The sequence below is a fragment of the Streptosporangium sp. OZ121 genome, from assembly GCF_051918885.1.
GTDB lineage: Bacteria > Actinomycetota > Actinomycetes > Streptosporangiales > Streptosporangiaceae > Streptosporangium.
Genome location: NZ_JBPXMC010000012.1, coordinates 64,213 through 82,775 on the forward strand (window position 1 = coordinate 64,213; position 18,563 = coordinate 82,775).

Consider the following 18,563-nt stretch of genomic DNA (forward strand, 5'->3'; position numbering starts at 1 on the left):
CGCGCGGACGGCGGACGAGAACGCCCCCGCGAGGACCCGGACCCCGGGCGCGGCGGCGACCCGCCGTTCCCCCGGGCGGCTGGACCCGTGGCACGATCTTCCCCTACGGTGCCAGCACTTGGCAGGAGCTGAAGGGGAGGTCGTTCGTGAAGCGGACGCTCGTCGCGTTTGCGATGGTGCTGGGCCTGCTGTGGCCGGGGGCCGCGCACTCCGCCACGCAGGCGGACGGGCGGGTGATGCTGATCGGCGTTCCCGGCCTGCGGTGGAGTGATCTCAGCCCCACCGGCACCCCGAACCTGTGGCAGCTGGCCGGGCTGAGCGCGGTCGGATCCCTGTCGGTCCGCGCGGTGGGCAGGGTGACCTGCCCCTACGACGGATGGCTGACGGTGTCGGCCGGGGTGAGGTCCGCGGTCGGCTACGGCTGCGGGCTGCCCCCGCTGCCCGAGTCCGACCAGGCGGGCGCGATCATCCCCGACTACGGATACCTGCACGACGTCGCCGGCCAGCGCAACGCGGGCGCCCTCGGCGAGGCCGTCCACGCCGCCGGTGACTGCACGCTGGCGATCGGCCCCGGGGCCGCGCTGGCGCTGGCCGACCGCTCGGGCAGGGTCGACGTGTACGCCCCCTCCCCCGCGCAGATCCGCTCCGACGTGCTCACCAGGTGCCGGGTGATGGCCGTCGACGTCGACGACCTGATCCGGCCGTACGTGACCGGCGAGCGGCTGTCACGGGACGAGGACCGGCTCACCGCGCAGGCAAGGGCCGCGGCGCTGCGCCTGGCCGACGCCAAGGCGGGGGCGGTGCTGACCGTGCTGCCCAAGGATGTCAGCGTGCTGCTGGCGGGCCTGTCCGACCACGGCGGCAACCCGCACCTGCGGGTGGCCATGATGCGCGACGGAGACGTCTCCGGTCGCTTCCTGGGGGCCGCCTCCACCCACCGCGACGACACCACGATCCTGCCGGACATCACCGCGACGATGCTCTCCCTGACGGGGATCGCGACGCCTCCGGGCGTGATCGGGGTGCCCTGGCAGGCGAGCGAGAGACGCACCGGCGGCACCGAGGCGGCGCGCGTCGAGCTGGAGCGGGCCGACGTGGCCGGGGAGACGATCAGGAACGTGGGCGGGATCTTCTTCACCGCGGTCGCGGTGCTGCAGGTCGCCTTCTACCTGACCGCGTTCCTGCTGCTGCGCCGCAGGCGAGGGCTGACCGGCATCCGGGTGGCCGCGGTGGTGCTGGCCTCGGTGCCCGTGTCGACGTACCTGGTGAACCTCACCCCCTGGCACCACGCGGGATCGCCGGTGCTCGCGCTGGTCGGCGGGATCGCCGGATGCGCGCTGCTGCTGGCCGCGGCGGCGCTGGCGGGGCCCTGGCGCCGGGCGCCGCTCGGGCCGCTGGCGGTGGTGGCCGGGGTGACCGCGACGGTGCTGGCGGGCGACCTGCTGACCGGGACGACCCTGCAGCTCAACAGCGTGATGGGCTACAGCGCCGTGGTCGGGGCCCGCTACTACGGCCTGGGCAACATCCCGTTCGCGCTCTTCGCCACCTCGGTGCTGCTGCTGGCCGCCACGATCGCGCACCGGCTGACGCGCGGGGACCGCGCGGGCGCACCGGCCGCCACCCGGGTGGATCGGCCGGCGCCAGGCGGTCCGGCGGGCGGCTCCTTGGCGGAGCAGAGGGCACCCGGCGACCGCGCGGGTTCGGCGGGCGACGTCGCGGCGGATCGGCCGGCGGGCGGGAGCCGAGCGAGCGTCGCGGTCGTGGCGGATCGGCCCGCGCGCGGGAGCCGAGCGAGCATCGTGGCCGCCGCCGTCGTGGCGGTGCTGGGCGGCTTCGCGATGATCCTGGGCGGCTGGCCGGGCGTGGGCAGCGACTTCGGCGGGGTGATCGCGTTCGTGCCGGGCATCGCGGTGACCGCGCTGCTGATCGCGGGCAGGCGGGTCTCGATCGTCAAGCTGGGCGCGTTCTGCGTGGCGGGCGGCGTCATCGTGATGTCCATCGCCTACCTCGACTACCTGCGCCCGCCGGGCTCACAGACGCACCTGGGCCGCTTCGTCGGCCAGGTGTTCACCGGCGAGGCCATGGAGGTGATCGGCCGCAAGCTCGGCGCGATGCTGGGCACCCTGCTCAGCCCCAACCTGATGCCGGTCGTGATCGCCGCGGTGGCGTTCCTCGTCTACGCGCTGCTGCGCCCCGAGCAGGCGACCGCGGGGGTGCTGCCCGCCGCGTTCGCGCACTCCCCCGCACTGAAGGCCGGGCTGATCGGCACCCTGGTCAGCGGGGTGGTCGGCATGCTGGTCAACGACTCGGGCGCCGCGGTGCTGTCCATGGCGCTGGCGCTCGCCGTGCCGCTGACGCTGTCGGCGGGCATCCGGGCCCTGGACGACGGCGCCTCGCGCTACGACGACCCGGGCCAGGAGCCGGCGAGCAACTCCCTGGTGTCGCGCAGCAGCTGAGGAAGCACCCTGGTCTGGCCGACGACGGGCATGAAGTTGGTGTCGCCGCCCCACCGGGGCACCACGTGCTGGTGCAGGTGGGCGGCGATCCCGGCGCCCGCCACACCGCCCAGGTTCATGCCCACGTTGAAGCCCTGCGCGCCGCTGGCCTTGCGCAGGGCGACCAGCGCCCGCCGGGTGAAGTCGGCGAGCTCGAAGGTCTCGGCCTCGTCCAGGTCCGTGTAGTCCGGCACGTGCCGGTAGGGGCAGACCATCAGGTGGCCGGAGTTGTACGGGTAGAGGTTGAGCAGCGCGAAGACCGTCTCACCCCGGGCGACGATCAGGCCGTCCTCGTCGCTCATGCGGGGGATCTCGCAGAACGGGCAGCCGTCCTCGGGGCCGGAACCGGTGGGTTTGCTGGCTCCCTTGATGTAGGCCATCCGGTGAGGAGTCCAGAGTCTCTGGAACGCGTCCGGTGTCCCCGCTCCGTGCTGCGCCTCCGGCTCGTTGCTCATGGTCGCCAGCATATTGCCACGCCGATCCCCGCGGTCTTGCGCCTCCCCCGGCGCCGCCCCGCCCGCGCTCGGGACTGTACAAACAACGGCTCTGTCTCTCTTTCGGCTCTGGCTCACTTTCGGTGGTGACGGAAGGTGCCGATAGGTCACGCTGAGTCGTGCGTGATGTCGACGAGCTTGTGCATACGGTGTTTTCGGGCTTATCGCCGCTGGTCATTGAAGACGTCGCAGACGAGGGCGAGCAGATCCGGGTGTGGGCGCGGACCCCAGATGGATCAGTCACTTGCCCGGCCTGCGGGGCCGAGGCGGCGCGGGTGCACGGCTATTACGAGCGGAGCGTGGCCGACATCCCGATCGATGCCCGCCGCGTTGTGGTGCTGGTGCGGATTCGCCGTCTCATCTGCCCCACGCCCGGCTGCCGCCAGACCTTCCGCGAACAGCTTCCCGGTGTGCTGGAGCGCTACCAGCGGCGCACTCCGCGCCTGACCTCGCAGATCGGCGTGGTGGTCCGTGAACTGGCCGGCCGTGCCGGCGCTCGCGCCTTATCCGCGCTGGCCGTGCACCTGTCCCGGCATACCGCCCTGCGCATCCTGCTGCGCCTGCCGCTACCTCAGCCGCGGGTACCTCGAGTGCTGGGAGTAGACGACTTCGCCCTGCGCCGGCGCCACCGCTACGCCACCGTGCTCATCGACGCCGAAACACGCGAGCGCATCGACGTCCTACCCGGCCGCACCGCCGATCTCCTGGCAGCCTGGCTGCAGGCCCATCCCGGAGTGCAGATCGTGTGCCGGGACGGCTCCGCCACCTACGCCGAAGCGATCCGCCGTGCCCTGCCAGAAGCCATCCAGGTCGCCGACCGCTGGCACCTATGGCACAACTTCAGCGAAGCCGTCCTGAGAGAAGTCGCCGGACACAGCGCCTGCTGGGCCAAGGCCGGACCGCCGCTGCAGGACGGCAAACGCGCCCATACCACCCGCGAGCGCTGGCACCAGATCCACGACCTCCTCGGCAAAGGCGTCGGCCTGCTGGAGTGCGCACGCCGACTGAACCTAGGTCTGAACACCGTCAAACGCTACGCCCGCGCCCGCGAGCCAGAGCGGCTGCAACGCGCCCCGCAATACCGGCCCACCCTCGTCGACCCCTACCGCGACCACCTTCGGCGCCGCCGCGGCGACGAGCCCGCCGTCCCCGTCCTGCACCTGTTCACCGAGATCAAAGCCCTCGGCTACCAGGGCAGCTTCAACCTGCTCTACCGCTACATCACCCAAGGAAGGGTCGAAGCCGACCGGCTTCCCATCTCCCCACGCCGCCTGGCCCGACTCCTGCTCACCCGGCCCGACCACCTCACCGACGACCAACGGCGCTTGCACGACGACCTCACCACCACCTGCCCCGAGATGATCGACCTGGCCGGGCTGGTGCGCACCTTCGCTGACCTGCTCCGGCCACGCCAGGACAACGCCGACCACCTCGACGCGTGGATCACCACCGCGCGCGGCGCCGATCTACCTCATCTGCACGCCTTCACCCGAGGCCTCGACCAGGACCACGAAGCCGTCCGCGCGGCCGTCACCATGCCCTTCCACAACGGCGGCACCGAAGGCGTGAACACCAAGACCAAGCGAATCATGCGCCAGATGCACGGCCGAGCCGGCTTCACCTTGCTCCGCCACCGCATCCTCTTGGCCTAACGCTCCGTCACCACCGAAAGAGAGACAGAGCCGTTCACTGGACAGACCCGCGACCGTCCGGGCCGGATCGGTGGTCACCGCGAGCCAGGCGTGACGGCGTCGGGTGAATCGGCGGCCGGGGGCCGTGCCGGCAGGCATCGCACCGCGGGAACGCACAACAACGCGAGCGCGGCCGGGATCGCGACGGCGCTCATCGCGTACAGGGTGGGATACACGCCCAGGGCCTCGGACACCGGCCCGGCGAGCACCAGGCCGAGCGGCATGAGCCCGGCCGACAGCATGTAGTCGTACGAACTCCCGATACCGCCGGCCCTCGCCCACGCCCGTGCCGCCGCTCGGGACCCCGCCCGAGTCCTCACCCGCGCCACCGCCCGGGACCCGGATCGCCTGGATTCGATGCCAGTACGAATCGGGCGGCGTATGTCACACGGGATTGACGGACGAATGCGGCAAATTTCCGGCAGAATCCCCCAAGCACGATCATCGACTGCCGAGGAGCACCCCATGACCGACGTCTCCGTCGAGGAGCCGACCGAGGAGACCGCGTCCCCCGGGTCCCCAGCGTCTCCGACGTCTTCCACCTCTTCCGTATCTTCCGTATCTTCCGTGTCGCCCACCGAGACGGGCGGCAGGCCCACTCGCCCGTTCTCCCTTTCCCTGTCCCTGTCCGCCGCCACGGAGCCGCCGGAGCCGCCGGCGTCGCTTCCGCCGGTCCCGTCCCCCGGCGAGCCGGCCTCCTCCACGGGGGAGCCCTTCCTGGCCGTGGTCGAGGCGCTCCCCGAGCCCTCCTCATCCGTGTCCGAGGCGCCGGACGACACGCCCCGCCCCACCCTCGCCCGGGCGGTGCCGGCGGCGTCCCCGCCGTCCCCGGTCTCCTCGGCCGTGGTGAAGGGCCGGATCAAGGTGGCCGACGAGGTGGTGGAGAAGGTCGCGGCCCTCGCCACGCTGGAGGTCACGGGCGTCGCCGAGCTGGGGGGCGACGCCGCCCACGCGGTGGAACCGATGCGTGAGCGCGCGGGCATCGCCAGGCGCGGCCCCCGGGGCGTCAACGCCCACGTGCAGGACCGTACGGCGGCCGTGGACGTGACGATCGTGGCGGAGTACGGGCATGTGGTGATGGACGTGGCCAACGAGGTCAAGACCAACGTGGCCCGGACCATCAGCCGGATGCTGGGCATGCGGGTCGTGGAGGTCAACGTCGACGTGGAGGACGTCCGCATGCCGGGCGAGACCGGCCCCGAGGCTCCCGCCGCACCGGGAAACGACGCGTAGGACGCCGAGGGCCCCGGCTAAAGGGGCCCGGAAACGACGTACGGGGGGCTTCACGGCCCCCCGTACACCCGTGGGCGGCCTCGGCCGCCCACGGGGAGGTTCTCAGACCTGGACCCGGCGCTCGATCGCGTCGGCGATCTCGGCGATCGCCTCGTCGACCGGCACCCCGTTCTTCTGCTCGCCGTTGCGGAAGCGGAAGGAGACCGCGCCGTTGGCGATGTCGTCGTCGCCCGCCAGGAGCATGAAGGGCACCTTGGACCGCTGCGCGTTGCGGATCTTCTTCTGCATGCGGTCGTCGGAGGCGTCGACCTCGATCCTGATGCCCCGCTCGCGAGCCTTCTTGGCCAGGTCCTGGAGATAGGGCGCGTGGGCCTCGGCGATCGGGATGCCGACCACCTGGACCGGCGCGAGCCAGGGGGGGAACGCGCCCGCGTAGTGCTCGACCAGGACGCCGAAGAAGCGCTCGATCGAGCCGAACAGCGCCCGGTGGATCATGACGGGCTGCTGCCGGGAGCCGCCGGTCGCCTGGTACTCCAGATCGAAGAGCTGCGGCAGGTTGAAGTCGAGCTGGATCGTCGACATCTGCCAGGTCCTGCCGATCGCGTCGCGGGCCTGGACGGAGATCTTCGGCCCGTAGAACGCCGCGCCGCCCGGGTCGAGCACCAGCTCCAGCTTCTCCGACTCGGCGACCTCGCGCAGGGTCTCGGTCGCCTCCTCCCAGTCCTCGTCGCTGCCGACGAACTTGACCGGGTCCTTGGTCGACAGCTCCAGGTAGAAGTCCTCGAGACCGTAGTCGCGCAGCAGGTCGAGCACGAAGCGCAGCAGCGACTTCAGCTCGTCGCGCATCTGCTCGCGGGTGCAGTAGATGTGCGCGTCGTCCTGGGTGAGGCCACGCACCCGGGTCAGGCCGTGCACCACGCCGGACTTCTCGTAGCGGTAGACCGTCCCGAATTCGAACAACCGCAGCGGCAGCTCACGGTAGGAGCGCCCGCGCGACCTGAAGATCAGGTTGTGCATCGGGCAGTTCATCGGCTTGAGGTAGTACTTGGCCCCCTCCAGCTCCATGGGGGGGAACATGCCGTCGGCGTACCAGTCGAGGTGGCCGGAGAGCTTGTAGAGCCCCTCCTTGGTGATGTGCGGGGTGTTGACGAAGGAGTATCCCGCCTCCTCGTGCCGCTTGCGCGAGTAGTCCTCCATCACGCGGCGGATCACGCCGCCCTTGGGATGGAAGACCGGCAGGCCCGAGCCCAGCTCGTCGGGGAAGGAGAACAGGTCGAGCTCGGCGCCCAGCTTGCGGTGGTCGCGCTTCTCGGCCTCCTCCAGCAGGTGGAGGTATTCGTCCTGCTTCTCGCGCGACTCCCACGCGGTGCCGTAGATCCGCTGGAGCTGCGGGTTCTTCTCGCTGCCCCGCCAGTAGGCGCCGCCCGAGCGCATCAGCTTGAACGCCGGGATGGACCGGGTGGTCGGCACGTGGGGGCCGCGGCACAGGTCCTTCCAGCGCAGCTCGCCGGTCTTGGCGTCGAGGTTGTCGTAGATGGTCAGCTCGCCGCCGCCAACCTCGACGCTCTCCTCGTCGGCCGCGCCGCCCTTGAGGCCGATCAGCTCCAGCTTGTACGGCTCCGAGGCGAGCTCCTCGGCGGCCTGCTCGTCGGAGACGGGCCTGCGGGAGAAGAGCTGCCCCTGCTTGACGATCTCGCGCATGCGCTTCTCGACGCGCTTGAGGTCGTCGGGGGTGAACGGCTCCTTGACGTCGAAGTCGTAGTAGAAGCCGTTCTCGACCGGCGGGCCGATGCCCAGCCTGGCCTCGGGGAAGATCTCCTGGACGGCCTGGGCCATGACGTGCGCGGTGGAGTGGCGGACGATGGCGCGCCCGTCGGGGCTGCCCGCGGGGACCGGCTCGATCACGTCGCCCTCGGCCACCGGGGCCGCGAGGTCCTTCAGCTCGCCGTTGGCGCGGGCGGCGACCACCGAGCGGCCGTCCGCCTCCAGCGCCTCCCCGTACGTCGTGCCTCCCGCCACCACACGCACGGCTCCGGCGAGGGTGATACGAAGTTCTGGCACGGCGGACACGGTTGCTCCCTGGGAGACGTCGGTGGATGGTCTGGAATCGATGCTACCGGTGTCGGCAACGCGATTTCTCAGGCCTTGCGGCTCCGGCGGTAACCCAGGGAGGTCAGCTCGGCCCGGGTGCCGCGGAAGACGTTGCGATCGACGGGTTTGTTCGAGTGCTGGTGGATCGTCCACTTGTTCCACGGCCTCGGCACCTCCGGCCGGCCCCGGGGGTGGTCGGGCGCGGCGATCCACAGCGGGTAGGGCTCCAGCCCGGCGCAGTTGCCGTTGCGCGCGAACGACAGGAACGTGTAGATCACCGGCCTGACCCCCGACAGCGCGACGATCGCCTGGCACCAGCTGCGGGCGAACCGCGCCACCCGGGGCGCCGGGAGGTGGTCGTTGGTCTCCAGGTCGAGCGCGAGCAGGTCCCCCCTGCGCAGCCCACCGGCCCGCTGCACGATCCGCAGGAAGTGCACCGCCTGCGCCTCGGGGTCTCCCGCGGGGCGGGCGAAGTGGTAGGCGCCGCAGACGATCCAGCTCTCGCGCATGCCGTTCCAGTTGGTGCCGAACCACTTGTCGGTGAAGGTGCTCCCCTCGCTCGCCTTGGCGAAGGCGAAGGAGACCCCGCCCCTCGCGTACGCGCCCCAGTTCACGGCGCCCTGCCAGTTCGACACGTCGATCCCCTGCAACATGGCGGCCACGCTAGCCAGCGGGCACCGCGGGCACACGTCCGACGCTCCCTCGGCGTACTGCCATTGCGGCCACTTTGGCTAGGCTTGGTCGGCGTGAACGCAGCAGCCCAGATCTCCGGCGCGCACGCGGCCGGCATCGCGACCATCACCACCGGCGGAACCGTGCTCGACACGTGGTTCCCGTCCCCACAGCTGGGCGAGCCCTCCTCACCGGGCACCAGGCGGCTGACCGAACAGGAGGCGGTCGAGGAGCTCGGTTCCGGGGTCGCCGCGCTGCTCGGCCCCGACGAGGACCGCGGCGTGGAGGTGGTCGCGGTACGCACCGGCATCACCAAGCTGTCGGAGGCACCGGCCGACGCCCACGACGCCTACCTGCGCCTGCACCTGCTGTCGGCGCGCCTCGTCCAGCCGCACGGCCAGAACCTGGACGGGCTGTTCGGCCTGCTCAGCAACGTGGTGTGGACCAACCACGGCCCGTGCGCCGTCGAGGGCTTCGAGGAGGTGCGGCTCCGCCTGCGCGCCCGGGGGCAGGTGACCGTCTACGGCGTGGACAAGTTCCCCCGGATGGTCGACTACGTGGTGCCCACCGGGGTCCGGATCGCCGAGGCCGACCGGGTCCGCCTCGGCGCGCACCTGGCGAGCGGCACGACCGTGATGCACGAGGGCTTCGTCAACTTCAACGCCGGGACGCTCGGCACCTCCATGGTCGAGGGCCGTATCTCGGCGGGCGTCGTCGTGGGCGACGGCTCGGACGTCGGCGGCGGCGCCTCGATCATGGGCACCCTGTCCGGCGGCGGCAAGCAGGTCATCTCCATCGGGCGGCGCTGCCTGCTGGGCGCCAACAGCGGCGTCGGCATCTCCCTGGGCGACGACTGCGTCGTGGAGGCGGGCCTGTACGTCACCGCCGGGACCAAGGTGGCCCTGCCCGAGGGGCGGGTGGTCAAGGCGGCCGAGCTCTCCGGCGCCTCCGGCCTGCTGTTCCGCCGCAACTCCACCTCGGGCGCGGTCGAGGCCGTGCCCCGCCGGGGGACGGGCGTGGAGCTCAACAGCACCCTGCACGCCAACGACTGACCACCGCCGCCCACCCGGGAGCGCGCCCGTGAGCGCGGTTTGCCGCCCTCGCGGGTACGCCGGGTCACTCTCCGGGGGGCGCCTGTCCGGGGCGCTGCCGGTCGCCGTCCGGGGCGCCGGGGGCGCCGGGGGGCACCGTCGCGACCGCCCCGCGTGACCCTGGGGCCGCAGGGGCCCGTGGATGTTCGTCCCCGGGCCCCTCAGCTGACAGGGTGGCCTCACGGGCCCCACGGGTCCCGCAGGCCTCATGTCGACGCGGGCGGGCCGGCCCCCTCACCGGCAAGCTCGGGAGCGGGGTCTCCGCGCTGGAAGGATTGAGATGACCGGTCAGGAGATGGCGGGCGACGGCGACGGCACCGCGGGGGCGGCGGCCCGGTGGGTGACCGGGCTGTTCGCGCCGCAGGTGCTGGTCATCGGGCTGCCCCCGCTCGTCGGGCTGATGGCCGACGGCTGGCCTGGCGCGGTCTGGGGCCTGGTGGCCTCGGCCCTGTGCGGTGGGATCCCGGCCCTGGTGATCCTGAACGGGGTCCGTTCCGGGCGCCTCGACTCCCATCATCTGGTCGACCGGGCGAGCCGTACGGTTCCGCTGCTGGTGGCGGTCGCCTCGGTGGTCGTCGCGCTGACGCTGCTGATCCTGCTGGGCGCTCCCCGGCTTCTGGTGGCCACCGTGACCGCGATGCTCGCCGCGCTCGCGGTGACGGTCCCGATCACCCTCTGGTGGAAGATCTCCTTCCACGCGGCCGTGTCGGCGGGCACCGTGGTGGTGCTGGCCCACGTGCTGCCCGCCGTGCCCACGCTGGTCGCGGGCGCGCTGGTCGTGGCGATGGTGTGCTGGGCGCGGGTCAGGCTCACCCACCACACGCCCGCCCAGGTCGCCGCCGGGGCCGTCACCGGCGCGGGGACGGCCTGGGCGGCCCTGAGCGCCTTCGGCGTCTGAGCGGGGCGGGCCCTCCCTCGGAGGGGAGGCCGTCGCGCGGCAAGGATCCGCGGACGCGGTGGCGGCAGGACCCTCAGAGAAGGCTCTTGAGGAACTCCCTCGTCCGGGTACTCCGGGAGAACTCGGCGGCGACGAAGTCGGTGACCCCGGCCTTGGCGAGCGTCTCGATCCGCGCCGACACCTCGTCCTCGTCGCCGACGATCGCCACGTCCGCCGGGCCCTCCGCGCCCTCCCTGTCGAGCATCGCCCGGTACGACGGCAACCGGCCGTAGATCTCGAACCGCTCGGCGGCCAGCGCCCTGGCCGCCTCGGCGTCGTCGGTGACGCAGACGGGCAGCGCGCACACGATCCTCGGCTCGGGCCGCCCTGCGGCCCGAGCGGCCTCGGTGACGGCGGGCGCCACGTGCTCGGCCACCGTCCTGGCACCGGTCATCCACAGCACGGTGCCGTCGGCCACCTCCCCGGCCAGTCTGAGCATCCTCGGGGCGAGGGCGGCGATGAGCACGGGCATGTCCCTCGGCCCCGGCGTGTTCAGCCCCAGCCGTCCCGTGAGGGTCTCCCCCTCGAAGGCCGCGTTCTCCCCGCGCGCGAGCGGCATCAGGATCGACAGGTACTCGCGCATGTGGCGGGCGGGCCGCTCGAAGCTCATGCCGTACATGCCCTCGATCACGATCTGGTGCGAGAGCCCGATGCCGAGGGCGAGCCGCCCGTCGAGGGCGGCGTTGACGGTGAGCGCCTGCTGGGCGAGGGCCGCCGGGTGGCGCGGGTAGGTCGGGACGACGGCGGTGCCGAGCTCGATCCCGGGCACCTGGCTTCCGACCACGGCGAGCGCGGTCAGAGCGTCGAGGTCGAACGTGTGGGACATCCAGACGGAGGAGAAGCCGTCATCGGCCCCGCGGGCGATCCGCTCCCGCAGGTCGCCGAACGCGTCCGGTTTCTGGGAGCCGCTGAGGAACAGTCCGAATCGCATCGCTACCGAACTCCATTCTAGTAATGTCCGCCCAGTCTAGATCGATCGCGGGAATCACACAGCGGTGCGGGCGCGGCGAATCGCGGGCACGCGGCAACCCCCGGGAACGCAACGGGAGAACGGGACCGGAGAACGGAAGAACGGGACGGGAACACGGGAGAACACGGCGGGAGCACGACGGAAGAGCCCGGAAGCCTCAAGGCAGCTGGAGGCTCAGAGCAGCCCAGGAGGCTCAGGGCAGCTCGGTGAACCGCTCCACCTGCTCGATCTTGCCCGCGATGACGATCACGTCCCCGTACCCCAGCACGGTTCCGGCGTCGGCGTAGGTGAACTCGTCGTACTGGCCCTTCACGCAGACCACGGTCACGCCGTACTTGCGCCGCAGGTTGGACTCGCCCAGGGGCACGCCGACGTACTCGCGGGGCGGGCGGGTCTTGACCACCGCGTAGTCGCCGTCCACCTCCATGTAGTCGAGCATCCGCCCGTTGAGCAGGTGGGCGAGCCGCTCCCCCATGTCGTGCTCGGGGAGGATCACGTGGTGGGCGCCGACCCGCTCCAGGATGCGGCCGTGCTCGCGGCTGACCGCCTTGGCCCAGACGTCCTCGATCTCCAGCTCGACGAGCAGGGACGTGGTGAGGATGCTGGACTCCAGGTCGGTGCCGATGGCGACCACCGCCCGGTAGAAGTCGGGCACCCCCATCTGCCGCAGCGCCTCGATGTCGGTGGAATCGGCGACGACGACGTGGGTGAGCTTTCCCGCCAGGCTCTGCACCACCTTGGGGCGGCTGTCGATGGCCAGCACCTCGGTGCCCCTGCGGAACAGCTCGACAGCCAGGGAGCTGCCGAAACGGCCGAGCCCGACGACCACCACCGGATCGTTCCTTCTGTCAGCCAACGATCGTCCTCTTTCGGGAGTCCGCAGCCACGGGGGGATCCGCCAACGCGAGAAGCCCGGAGGCGGACGACAGCCTCCAGGCTCCTATATGCGTCTCACTGCGCGGGCCATCAGGCCCGAATTCGCCCGATTCTACCTCAGGGGAACTCCAGAAGGGCTTCCTCTCCGCCACCGGATTCCCGGCCGGATCCCGCGAGGGTGTCGAGGACCTGCTGACCGTACTTGGCCAGCTTGTTCTCCCCGATCCCGCTGATCGTGCCCAGCTCGGCCAGCGACGAGGGGGCCCTGGTCGCGATCTCGCGCAGGGTCGCGTCGTGGAAGATCACGTACGCGGGCACGCCCTGCTCCTTCGCGGTGGCTCCACGCCAGGCGCGCAGCAGCTCGAACACCGGCATCGCCTCCTCCGGCATCTCGACGGGTTCGGCCCGGCGCGAGGTGGAGGATTTGGACGACGTGGCGGCTCTGGCGGCCCTGGGCGCCTTCTCCGGCTCGCGCCGCAGCGGGACCTGGCGTTTGCGGCCCAGGACCTCCGCGCTCGCCTCGGTCAGCACGAGCGTGCCGTAGTCGCCCTCGACGGCGAGCAGCCCCTGGGCCAGCAGCTGGCGCACCACGCCGCGCCACTCGGCCTCGCTCAGCTCCGTGCCGATGCCGAACACCGTCAGGCCGTCGTGGTCGTGCTGGATGACCTTGGCCGTCTTCTTGCCGAGGAGGATGTCGATGATCTGGCCGGCGCCGAACTTCTGGCGGCGCTCGCGCATGAGCCGGAACACGGTCGACAGGACCTTCTGCGCGGCGACCGTGCCGTCCCACGACTCCGGCGGCGACAGGCAGGTGTCGCAGTTGCCGCAGGCGGTGCCCTGCTGGCCGAAGTAGGCGAGCAGCCGCGCACGGCGGCACTCGACCGCCTCGCACAGGGCGAGCATGGCGTCCAGGTGGGCGGCGAGGCGGCGGCGGTGGGCGTCGTCGCCCTCGGAGGTGTCGATCATCTTGCGCTGCTGCACGACGTCCTGGAGGCCGTAGGCGAGCCACGCGGTGGAGGGCAGGCCGTCACGCCCGGCCCTGCCGGTCTCCTGGTAGTAGCCCTCGACGGACTTGGGCAGGTCGAGGTGGGCGACGAAGCGCACGTCGGGCTTGTCGATCCCCATGCCGAACGCGATGGTGGCGACCATGACGAGGCCGTCCTCGCGCAGGAAGCGCGCCTGGTTGGCCGCGCGGACCCGGGCGTCGAGCCCCGCGTGGTAGGGCAGCGCCTCGATGCCGTTCTGCACCAGGAACTCGGCGATCTTCTCGACCGAGTTGCGCGACAGGCAGTAGACGATGCCCGCGTCCCCGGCGTGCTCGGTGCGCAGCAGCTCCAGCAGCTGCCGCTTGGGCTCGTTCTTGGGGGCGATGCGGTACTGGATGTTGGGGCGGTCGAAGCTCGCCACGAAGTGGCGGGCCCCCTCCAGGTTCAGGCGGGAGGCGATCTCGGCGTGGGTGGCCTCGGTGGCCGTCGCGGTCAGCGCGATGCGCGGCACGTCCGGCCAGCGCTCGTGCAGCGCGGACAGGGCGAGGTAGTCGGGCCGGAAGTCGTGCCCCCACTGGGCCACGCAGTGCGCCTCGTCGATGGCGAACAGCGAGATCACCCCGCTGTCGAGCAGGCGCAGCGTGGCGTCGACCCGCAGGCGCTCCGGCGCCAGGTAGAGCAGGTCCAGCTCGCCGGACAGGAAGGCCGACTCGACGGCGCGGCGCTCCTCGAAGTCCTGGGTGGAGTTGAGGAACCCGGCCCGCACGCCGAGCGCGGTCAGGGCGTCGACCTGGTCCTGCATGAGCGCGATGAGCGGCGAGATCACCACTCCGGTGCCCTTCCGCACGAGGGCCGGGATCTGGTAGCACAGCGACTTGCCGCCGCCGGTCGGCATGAGCACGAGGGCGTCGCCGCCGGCCACGACGTGCTCGATGATCTCCTGCTGGCCCGCCCGGAACGAGTCGTAGCCGAAGACGCGCTGCAGGACCCGCGACGCGTCGCTCACCTCGGGGCCGTTCTCGGGGGAAGCCATCGGGACATTGTACGAGGATCTTCCTGCTGGTCGGCGGCGAACAGGCAGGAAGCACGGACATCGCCCGAGGCCGTCCGGGGCGGTCCGGGGCCGTGTGGAACCCGGGCACCCGCGCCGGGCGGACCGCACCGGGCCGTGCGGGACCCGGACACCGGGGTCCGGCGGGGCCGTGCGGAGGCTGGGCGGAGACCGGGCACCCGCGCCTGACGAGGGACCGAACGGGAGAAGTGCCGCCGGGAGGGTCGGACCTCCCGGCGGCACCGGCACCGCGGTTCTCCCGCGGTCTTCCTACGAGATCACGTGATCACGGGATCCCGTGATCACGGGTTGACGGTGATCGTGAAGGTCGACGTCGTGTTCTTGATGTTCTGGAAGTTGTTGCTCATCTGGAGGTTGGTGAACGTGGCCGAGCCGACCGCCGGGCCCTGACCGGGCTCGGGCATCTCGTTGGCCCAGATGGCCCAGCCGGACTTGGCGTCGAAGGCGTCGCCGCTCTTCCTCGCCCCGGTGATCGAGACGTTCGTGAAGATCGTGTCGGTGACCGGGTTCTGCGGCTGGCCTCCGGAGTAGTTGGTCTGGAACATGATGCCGCCGTAGGTCGGGTCCACGATGTCCACGTTGTTGACACGGATGCCCTGGAAGACCTTGGAGGCGGAGAAGACCCAGATCGCCGGGAAGACCTGCTGTCCCCAGAAGTGACCGCCGGCCCGGACGATCGAGATGTTCTCGAACCTGGTGGGCGGGCTGGCGCCGAAGCCGTTCATCGGGTAGCCGAAGTCCAGCGAGCTGATCGTGATGCCGGAGTAGACCAGCGTGTCGGCGATGTAGATGTTCCTGAAGACGTTGTCGTACCCGCCGTAGACCGCGACGCCCGCGGCCCTCCAGGTCAGGATGGACGTCAGGTTCTCGTAGACGTTGCCCTTCATGTCGGCGCCGCCGGCGTCGATGGCCGAGAACAGCGCGAAGCTGTCGTCACCGGTGGCGCGGGCCTCGTTGTTGCTGACGAGGTTGTCCGTGCTGCCGTTGGTCATGTTGATGCCGTCGGCGAACATGTTGCGGATGCGGGAGTTCTTGATCGTCACCCGGTCGGTGTTGGCGCCCCAGTAGAGGCAGACCATGTGCTCGTTCCAGATGTTGTCGATCACCACGTCGGCGACGTTGGCGAAGTCGAACACCTTGCCCGGGCCGTCGATGCGCGAGGTGTAGTTGCCGAAGTAGGCGAAGTTCGCGAAGGACGAGCCGTTCGCGCTGGCCTCGGCGCGGAAGCCGACGTCGGTGTTGTCCTGGCTGTCGGGCGCCCGGAACTGGGTGTACCAGGGGCCGGCGCCGACCACCTTGACGGCCTTGCCGTAGACCTGGAACTTGCTGGACGTCTGGTAGGTGCCCGCCGGCAGGTAGACGCCGACCAGGTTGCCGGTGTTGTCCATCCGCACCCGGTCAAGGGCGTTCTGCACGTCCTGGTGGGTGAAGCCGGCGGGGGTCGTGTACCTGGCGGGGTCGGGGTTCGCGATCGGCGAGACCTGCTCGGTGTTGATGAAGTCGATCGCGTACGTCGTGCTGTTGGCGGGGTCCTTCTGGAGCCTGATCTTGCTGCCGGCCGGGACGGTGGTCCCGAGCATGACGTTGGCCTCGTCGTAGATGTGACGCGGGCCGCCGGAGCCGGGCGAGTTGTTGGGACCGGCCTCGGGGCCGTACAGCCAGGCGTACCTGGACGTCAGGTTGATGGGCTTGAGGAAGGTGCCGTTGACGTAGACGTTCAGCGTCGAGTCGATGCCGCCGCCGCCCGGGGCGTCGGGGATGGAGAAGCGGGTGACCAGGGTGTTGGTGCTGGCCTTGGTGGTGAACTCGACGTAGCTGCCCGTGCTGTTCAGCGTCACGGCCCTGCGGCCGGACGCCTCACCCGCCACGTGGCCGATCTCGCGGTTGGGGCCGACCACGGCCGCCCCGCCGCCGACGACGGCGTCCTCGGCCTCGTACATGTCGTACGGCATGTTGGCGCCGCGGCCGACGAAGAACGGCTGGGTGCTGGTGTTGTTGGCCCGCTTGACCGGGAGCTCGTTGGCGTCGTCGGCGAGGACCGTCCTGACGGTGAACTTGCCGTTGACCGCCGTCCAGGTGCCCAGGTTCACCGGGCCGGTGGTGGCACCCGGCGCGATCACGCCGCTGTGGGAGCCGGTCAGGGTGCGGACGACGGTGCCCGACTCGTTGAGGACGTTCAGCGTGATGCCGTGGGCGCCGCTCGCGGAGGCCAGGGTGCCCTGGTTCCTGATCGCCACGGAGAAGGTGACGACGGCGCCGTTGGACGGGTTGCCGGGGGTCCAGCTGGTCGTGGCGACCAGGTCGGAGGTGCTGACCGGCGTGACCACGAGCGGGGAGGAACTCGCGAAGGTGTTGTTCGACTCGTTCTGCTCGATGACGCTGTTGGCCTCGTCGACCTTGGCGCTCAGCGCGTAGCTGCCCGCGTCACGCGGACCGGCGACGGCCGACACCGTGGCGGACGCCCCGGCGGCCAGCGCGCCGACCGCGGCGGTGCCGACCTTGGTGGTGCCCAGGTAGAAGTCGACGTTCGTCGCGCCGGAGGCCGCCGAGCCGGCGTTGCGCACCGTGGCCGAGAGCGTGACGGAGGCGGTCTCGACAGGAGAGGCGGGGGACGCGGTCAGAGCGGTGATCGTCAGGTCCGGGTTCGGCGCCGGGGTGCCGATGACCTGGAACTCGGCGACCTGCCCGGCGGGGGCGCCGGTGTTCGAGGTGATCCTGAGCTGGACGTCGGCGTAGGCGCCGCTGACCGGGATCGTCACCGTGTTGCCGGAGGCGGGGTTGAAGGTGTGGTTCGCCGCCGCCACCAGGCTGGTGAAGGTGGACGAGCTCTGCGCGCGGCCGAGGACCTGGATGTTCTGGGTGCGCGTTCCCCAGGCGCTGTCGGGGTTCAGCTTCAGCACGACCGAGCTGAGGGTGGCGTTCGCCCCGAGGCTGACGGTCAGCGTGTTGGGGTAGCTGCCGCCGTTGCCCTCCCAGTAGGTCGCCGTGTTGTTGTCGTTGGCGTTGGTGGCCACGAACGTGAAGACCGAGGAGGAGGCGGTGATCGCCTTGCCGACGGCCAGGTTCGTCCCGGTCGGGGTGCTGCCCTGGCGGGTGACGGTGTTGCTGTTGCCCGACTGGTTGCCCGCGGCGTCCTTGGCCTTGACGTAGTAGGACACCGTCGCGGTGGCCGGCTGGGTGTCGGTGTAGGTCAGGACGTTGCCCGCCACGCTGCCGCGCAGGGCGTTGTTGGCGTAGATGTCGTAACCGGTCACGCCGACGGTGTCGGTCGAGGCGTTCCAGGTCAGCCTGATCTGGCCCGAGCCCGGCTCGGTGTAGGCCAGGTTCGACGGCGTGCTCGGCGGCGTCGTGTCACCGCCTCCGGTGGGGCCGTACACCTCGAACTCGGAGAGCTGACCGGCGGGCCAGCCCGTGTTGGCGGTGAGGTTCAGCCGCAGGTAGCGGGCGCTGGTCGCGGTGAAGTTGATCGTCACCGTGTTGCCGGTCGCCGGGTTGAAGGTGTAGCCGGCCGAGCCCACGACGGTCGTGGTGGGCGTGGCGCTCGTGCCCGCCAGCACCGACAGCGTCTGCGTCCTGGTCTCCCAGGCCGTCGCGGGCGGCAGCTTCAGGACGACCTGGTTGACGCTGGCCGCGGCTCCGAGGTCCACCTGCACCCACTGCGGGAAGGCGTTGTTGCTGCTCTCCCAGTAGGTGGTGGCGTTGCCGTCGGTGACGTTGCCCGCGCCGTAGGGGGCGTTGACACTGCTGGACGAGGCTGACTTGCCCGCCGCCAGGTTGGGGCCTGCGGCCGCCGAGGCCGGTGCGACGACCGCCCCGGCCAGAGCGAGCAGGCTGGTCGCGGCCATCGCCGCCATCAGCCGTAACGCCAGGTACTGCTTTCTCATTGCGTTCCTCTATCTCTCGTCTGGAACGACAGGGTCGGGAGGGAGGCCCGTGGCCTCCGTCACGCGACGCG

At 71.1% G+C, this 18,563-nt stretch carries 13 protein-coding genes; 5 read left to right on the plus strand and 8 right to left on the minus strand.

Annotated elements, in window-relative coordinates:
* Nucleotides 1–146 precede the first annotated feature (146 nt).
* Complete coding sequence (locus tag ACTOQ1_RS22145) at nt 147–2,456, plus strand: hypothetical protein (RefSeq protein ID WP_440069869.1); 2,310 nt, start codon at nt 147–149, stop codon at nt 2,454–2,456.
* On the opposite strand, the gene ACTOQ1_RS22150 is transcribed toward ACTOQ1_RS22145, so the two are convergent.
* On the minus strand, nt 2,399–2,950 hold the full coding sequence (locus ACTOQ1_RS22150; protein ID WP_362846648.1) for an HIT family protein: 552 nt from the start codon (nt 2,948–2,950) through the stop codon (nt 2,399–2,401). The two genes, ACTOQ1_RS22145 and ACTOQ1_RS22150, sit on opposite strands and share 58 nt — an antisense overlap.
* Nucleotides 2,951–3,108: 158 nt before the next feature.
* Between ACTOQ1_RS22150 and ACTOQ1_RS22155 the strand changes: the two genes are divergently transcribed.
* The gene (locus tag ACTOQ1_RS22155; protein WP_440069871.1) at nt 3,109–4,641 is read left to right on the plus strand and encodes an ISL3 family transposase; all 1,533 of its coding nucleotides are present in this window, start codon (nt 3,109–3,111) and stop codon (nt 4,639–4,641) included.
* A gap of 74 nt (nt 4,642–4,715) precedes the next feature.
* On the opposite strand, the gene ACTOQ1_RS22160 is transcribed toward ACTOQ1_RS22155, so the two are convergent.
* The gene (locus ACTOQ1_RS22160; protein WP_440069873.1) at nt 4,716–5,000 is read right to left on the minus strand and encodes a hypothetical protein; all 285 of its coding nucleotides are present in this window, start codon (nt 4,998–5,000) and stop codon (nt 4,716–4,718) included.
* 247 nt (nt 5,001–5,247) lie between these two features.
* Between ACTOQ1_RS22160 and ACTOQ1_RS22165 the strand changes: the two genes are divergently transcribed.
* Complete coding sequence (locus ACTOQ1_RS22165) at nt 5,248–5,913, plus strand: Asp23/Gls24 family envelope stress response protein (RefSeq protein WP_440069875.1); 666 nt, start codon at nt 5,248–5,250, stop codon at nt 5,911–5,913.
* Nucleotides 5,914–6,015: 102 nt separating this feature from the next.
* Here ACTOQ1_RS22165 and thrS read toward each other — a convergent pair whose 3' ends face one another.
* Together thrS and ACTOQ1_RS22175 are read right to left on the minus strand one after the other, a co-directional pair.
* Nucleotides 6,016–7,983 carry a threonine--tRNA ligase gene (gene thrS / locus ACTOQ1_RS22170; protein WP_440069876.1) on the minus strand — a complete coding sequence of 656 codons (1,968 nt, stop codon included), beginning with the start codon at nt 7,981–7,983 and terminating at the stop codon, nt 6,016–6,018.
* A gap of 68 nt (nt 7,984–8,051) precedes the next feature.
* Nucleotides 8,052–8,657, minus strand: coding sequence for a glycoside hydrolase family 25 protein (locus ACTOQ1_RS22175; RefSeq protein WP_440069878.1), 606 nt, complete (start codon nt 8,655–8,657; stop codon nt 8,052–8,054).
* A 93-nt stretch (nt 8,658–8,750) separates the two neighbouring features.
* On the opposite strand from ACTOQ1_RS22175, the gene dapD reads away from it, so the two are divergent.
* Together dapD and ACTOQ1_RS22185 are read left to right on the plus strand one after the other, a co-directional pair.
* Nucleotides 8,751–9,728, plus strand: a complete 978-nt coding sequence (dapD, locus tag ACTOQ1_RS22180) for a 2,3,4,5-tetrahydropyridine-2,6-dicarboxylate N-succinyltransferase (protein WP_440069879.1) — start codon at nt 8,751–8,753, stop codon at nt 9,726–9,728.
* Between the two features lie 319 nt (nt 9,729–10,047).
* On the plus strand, nt 10,048–10,665 hold the full coding sequence (locus ACTOQ1_RS22185) for a hypothetical protein (RefSeq protein WP_440069881.1): 618 nt from the start codon (nt 10,048–10,050) through the stop codon (nt 10,663–10,665).
* Nucleotides 10,666–10,738: 73 nt separating this feature from the next.
* Here ACTOQ1_RS22185 and ACTOQ1_RS22190 read toward each other — a convergent pair whose 3' ends face one another.
* The 4 genes from ACTOQ1_RS22190 to ACTOQ1_RS22205 form a co-directional block, all read right to left on the minus strand.
* Nucleotides 10,739–11,635, minus strand: a complete 897-nt coding sequence (locus tag ACTOQ1_RS22190) for an LLM class F420-dependent oxidoreductase (RefSeq protein WP_440069882.1) — start codon at nt 11,633–11,635, stop codon at nt 10,739–10,741.
* A 232-nt stretch (nt 11,636–11,867) separates the two neighbouring features.
* Nucleotides 11,868–12,530, minus strand: a complete 663-nt coding sequence (locus tag ACTOQ1_RS22195; RefSeq protein ID WP_440069884.1) for a potassium channel family protein — start codon at nt 12,528–12,530, stop codon at nt 11,868–11,870.
* A gap of 137 nt (nt 12,531–12,667) precedes the next feature.
* Nucleotides 12,668–14,569: a DNA helicase RecQ gene (gene recQ, locus ACTOQ1_RS22200; protein ID WP_440069885.1), complete on the minus strand. Its 1,902-nt coding sequence runs from the start codon at nt 14,567–14,569 to the stop codon at nt 12,668–12,670.
* Between the two features lie 320 nt (nt 14,570–14,889).
* On the minus strand, nt 14,890–18,492 hold the full coding sequence (locus ACTOQ1_RS22205; RefSeq protein WP_440069887.1) for a galactose-binding domain-containing protein: 3,603 nt from the start codon (nt 18,490–18,492) through the stop codon (nt 14,890–14,892).
* Nucleotides 18,493–18,563: the final 71 nt, after the last annotated feature.

Excerpts from the sequence above, each read along its gene's own strand:
- ACTOQ1_RS22150 (WP_362846648.1), bottom strand. The coding sequence starts at position 2,950 with ATGAGCAACGAGCCGGAGGCGCAGCACGGAGCGGGGACACCGGACGCG.
- ACTOQ1_RS22175 (WP_440069878.1), bottom strand. The coding sequence starts at position 8,657 with ATGTTGCAGGGGATCGACGTGTCGAACTGGCAGGGCGCCGTGAACTGG.
- ACTOQ1_RS22185 (WP_440069881.1), top strand. The coding sequence starts at position 10,048 with ATGACCGGTCAGGAGATGGCGGGCGACGGCGACGGCACCGCGGGGGCG.
- ACTOQ1_RS22190 (WP_440069882.1), bottom strand. The coding sequence starts at position 11,635 with ATGCGATTCGGACTGTTCCTCAGCGGCTCCCAGAAACCGGACGCGTTC.
- recQ (WP_440069885.1), bottom strand. The coding sequence starts at position 14,569 with ATGGCTTCCCCCGAGAACGGCCCCGAGGTGAGCGACGCGTCGCGGGTC.
- ACTOQ1_RS22205 (WP_440069887.1), bottom strand. The coding sequence starts at position 18,492 with ATGAGAAAGCAGTACCTGGCGTTACGGCTGATGGCGGCGATGGCCGCG.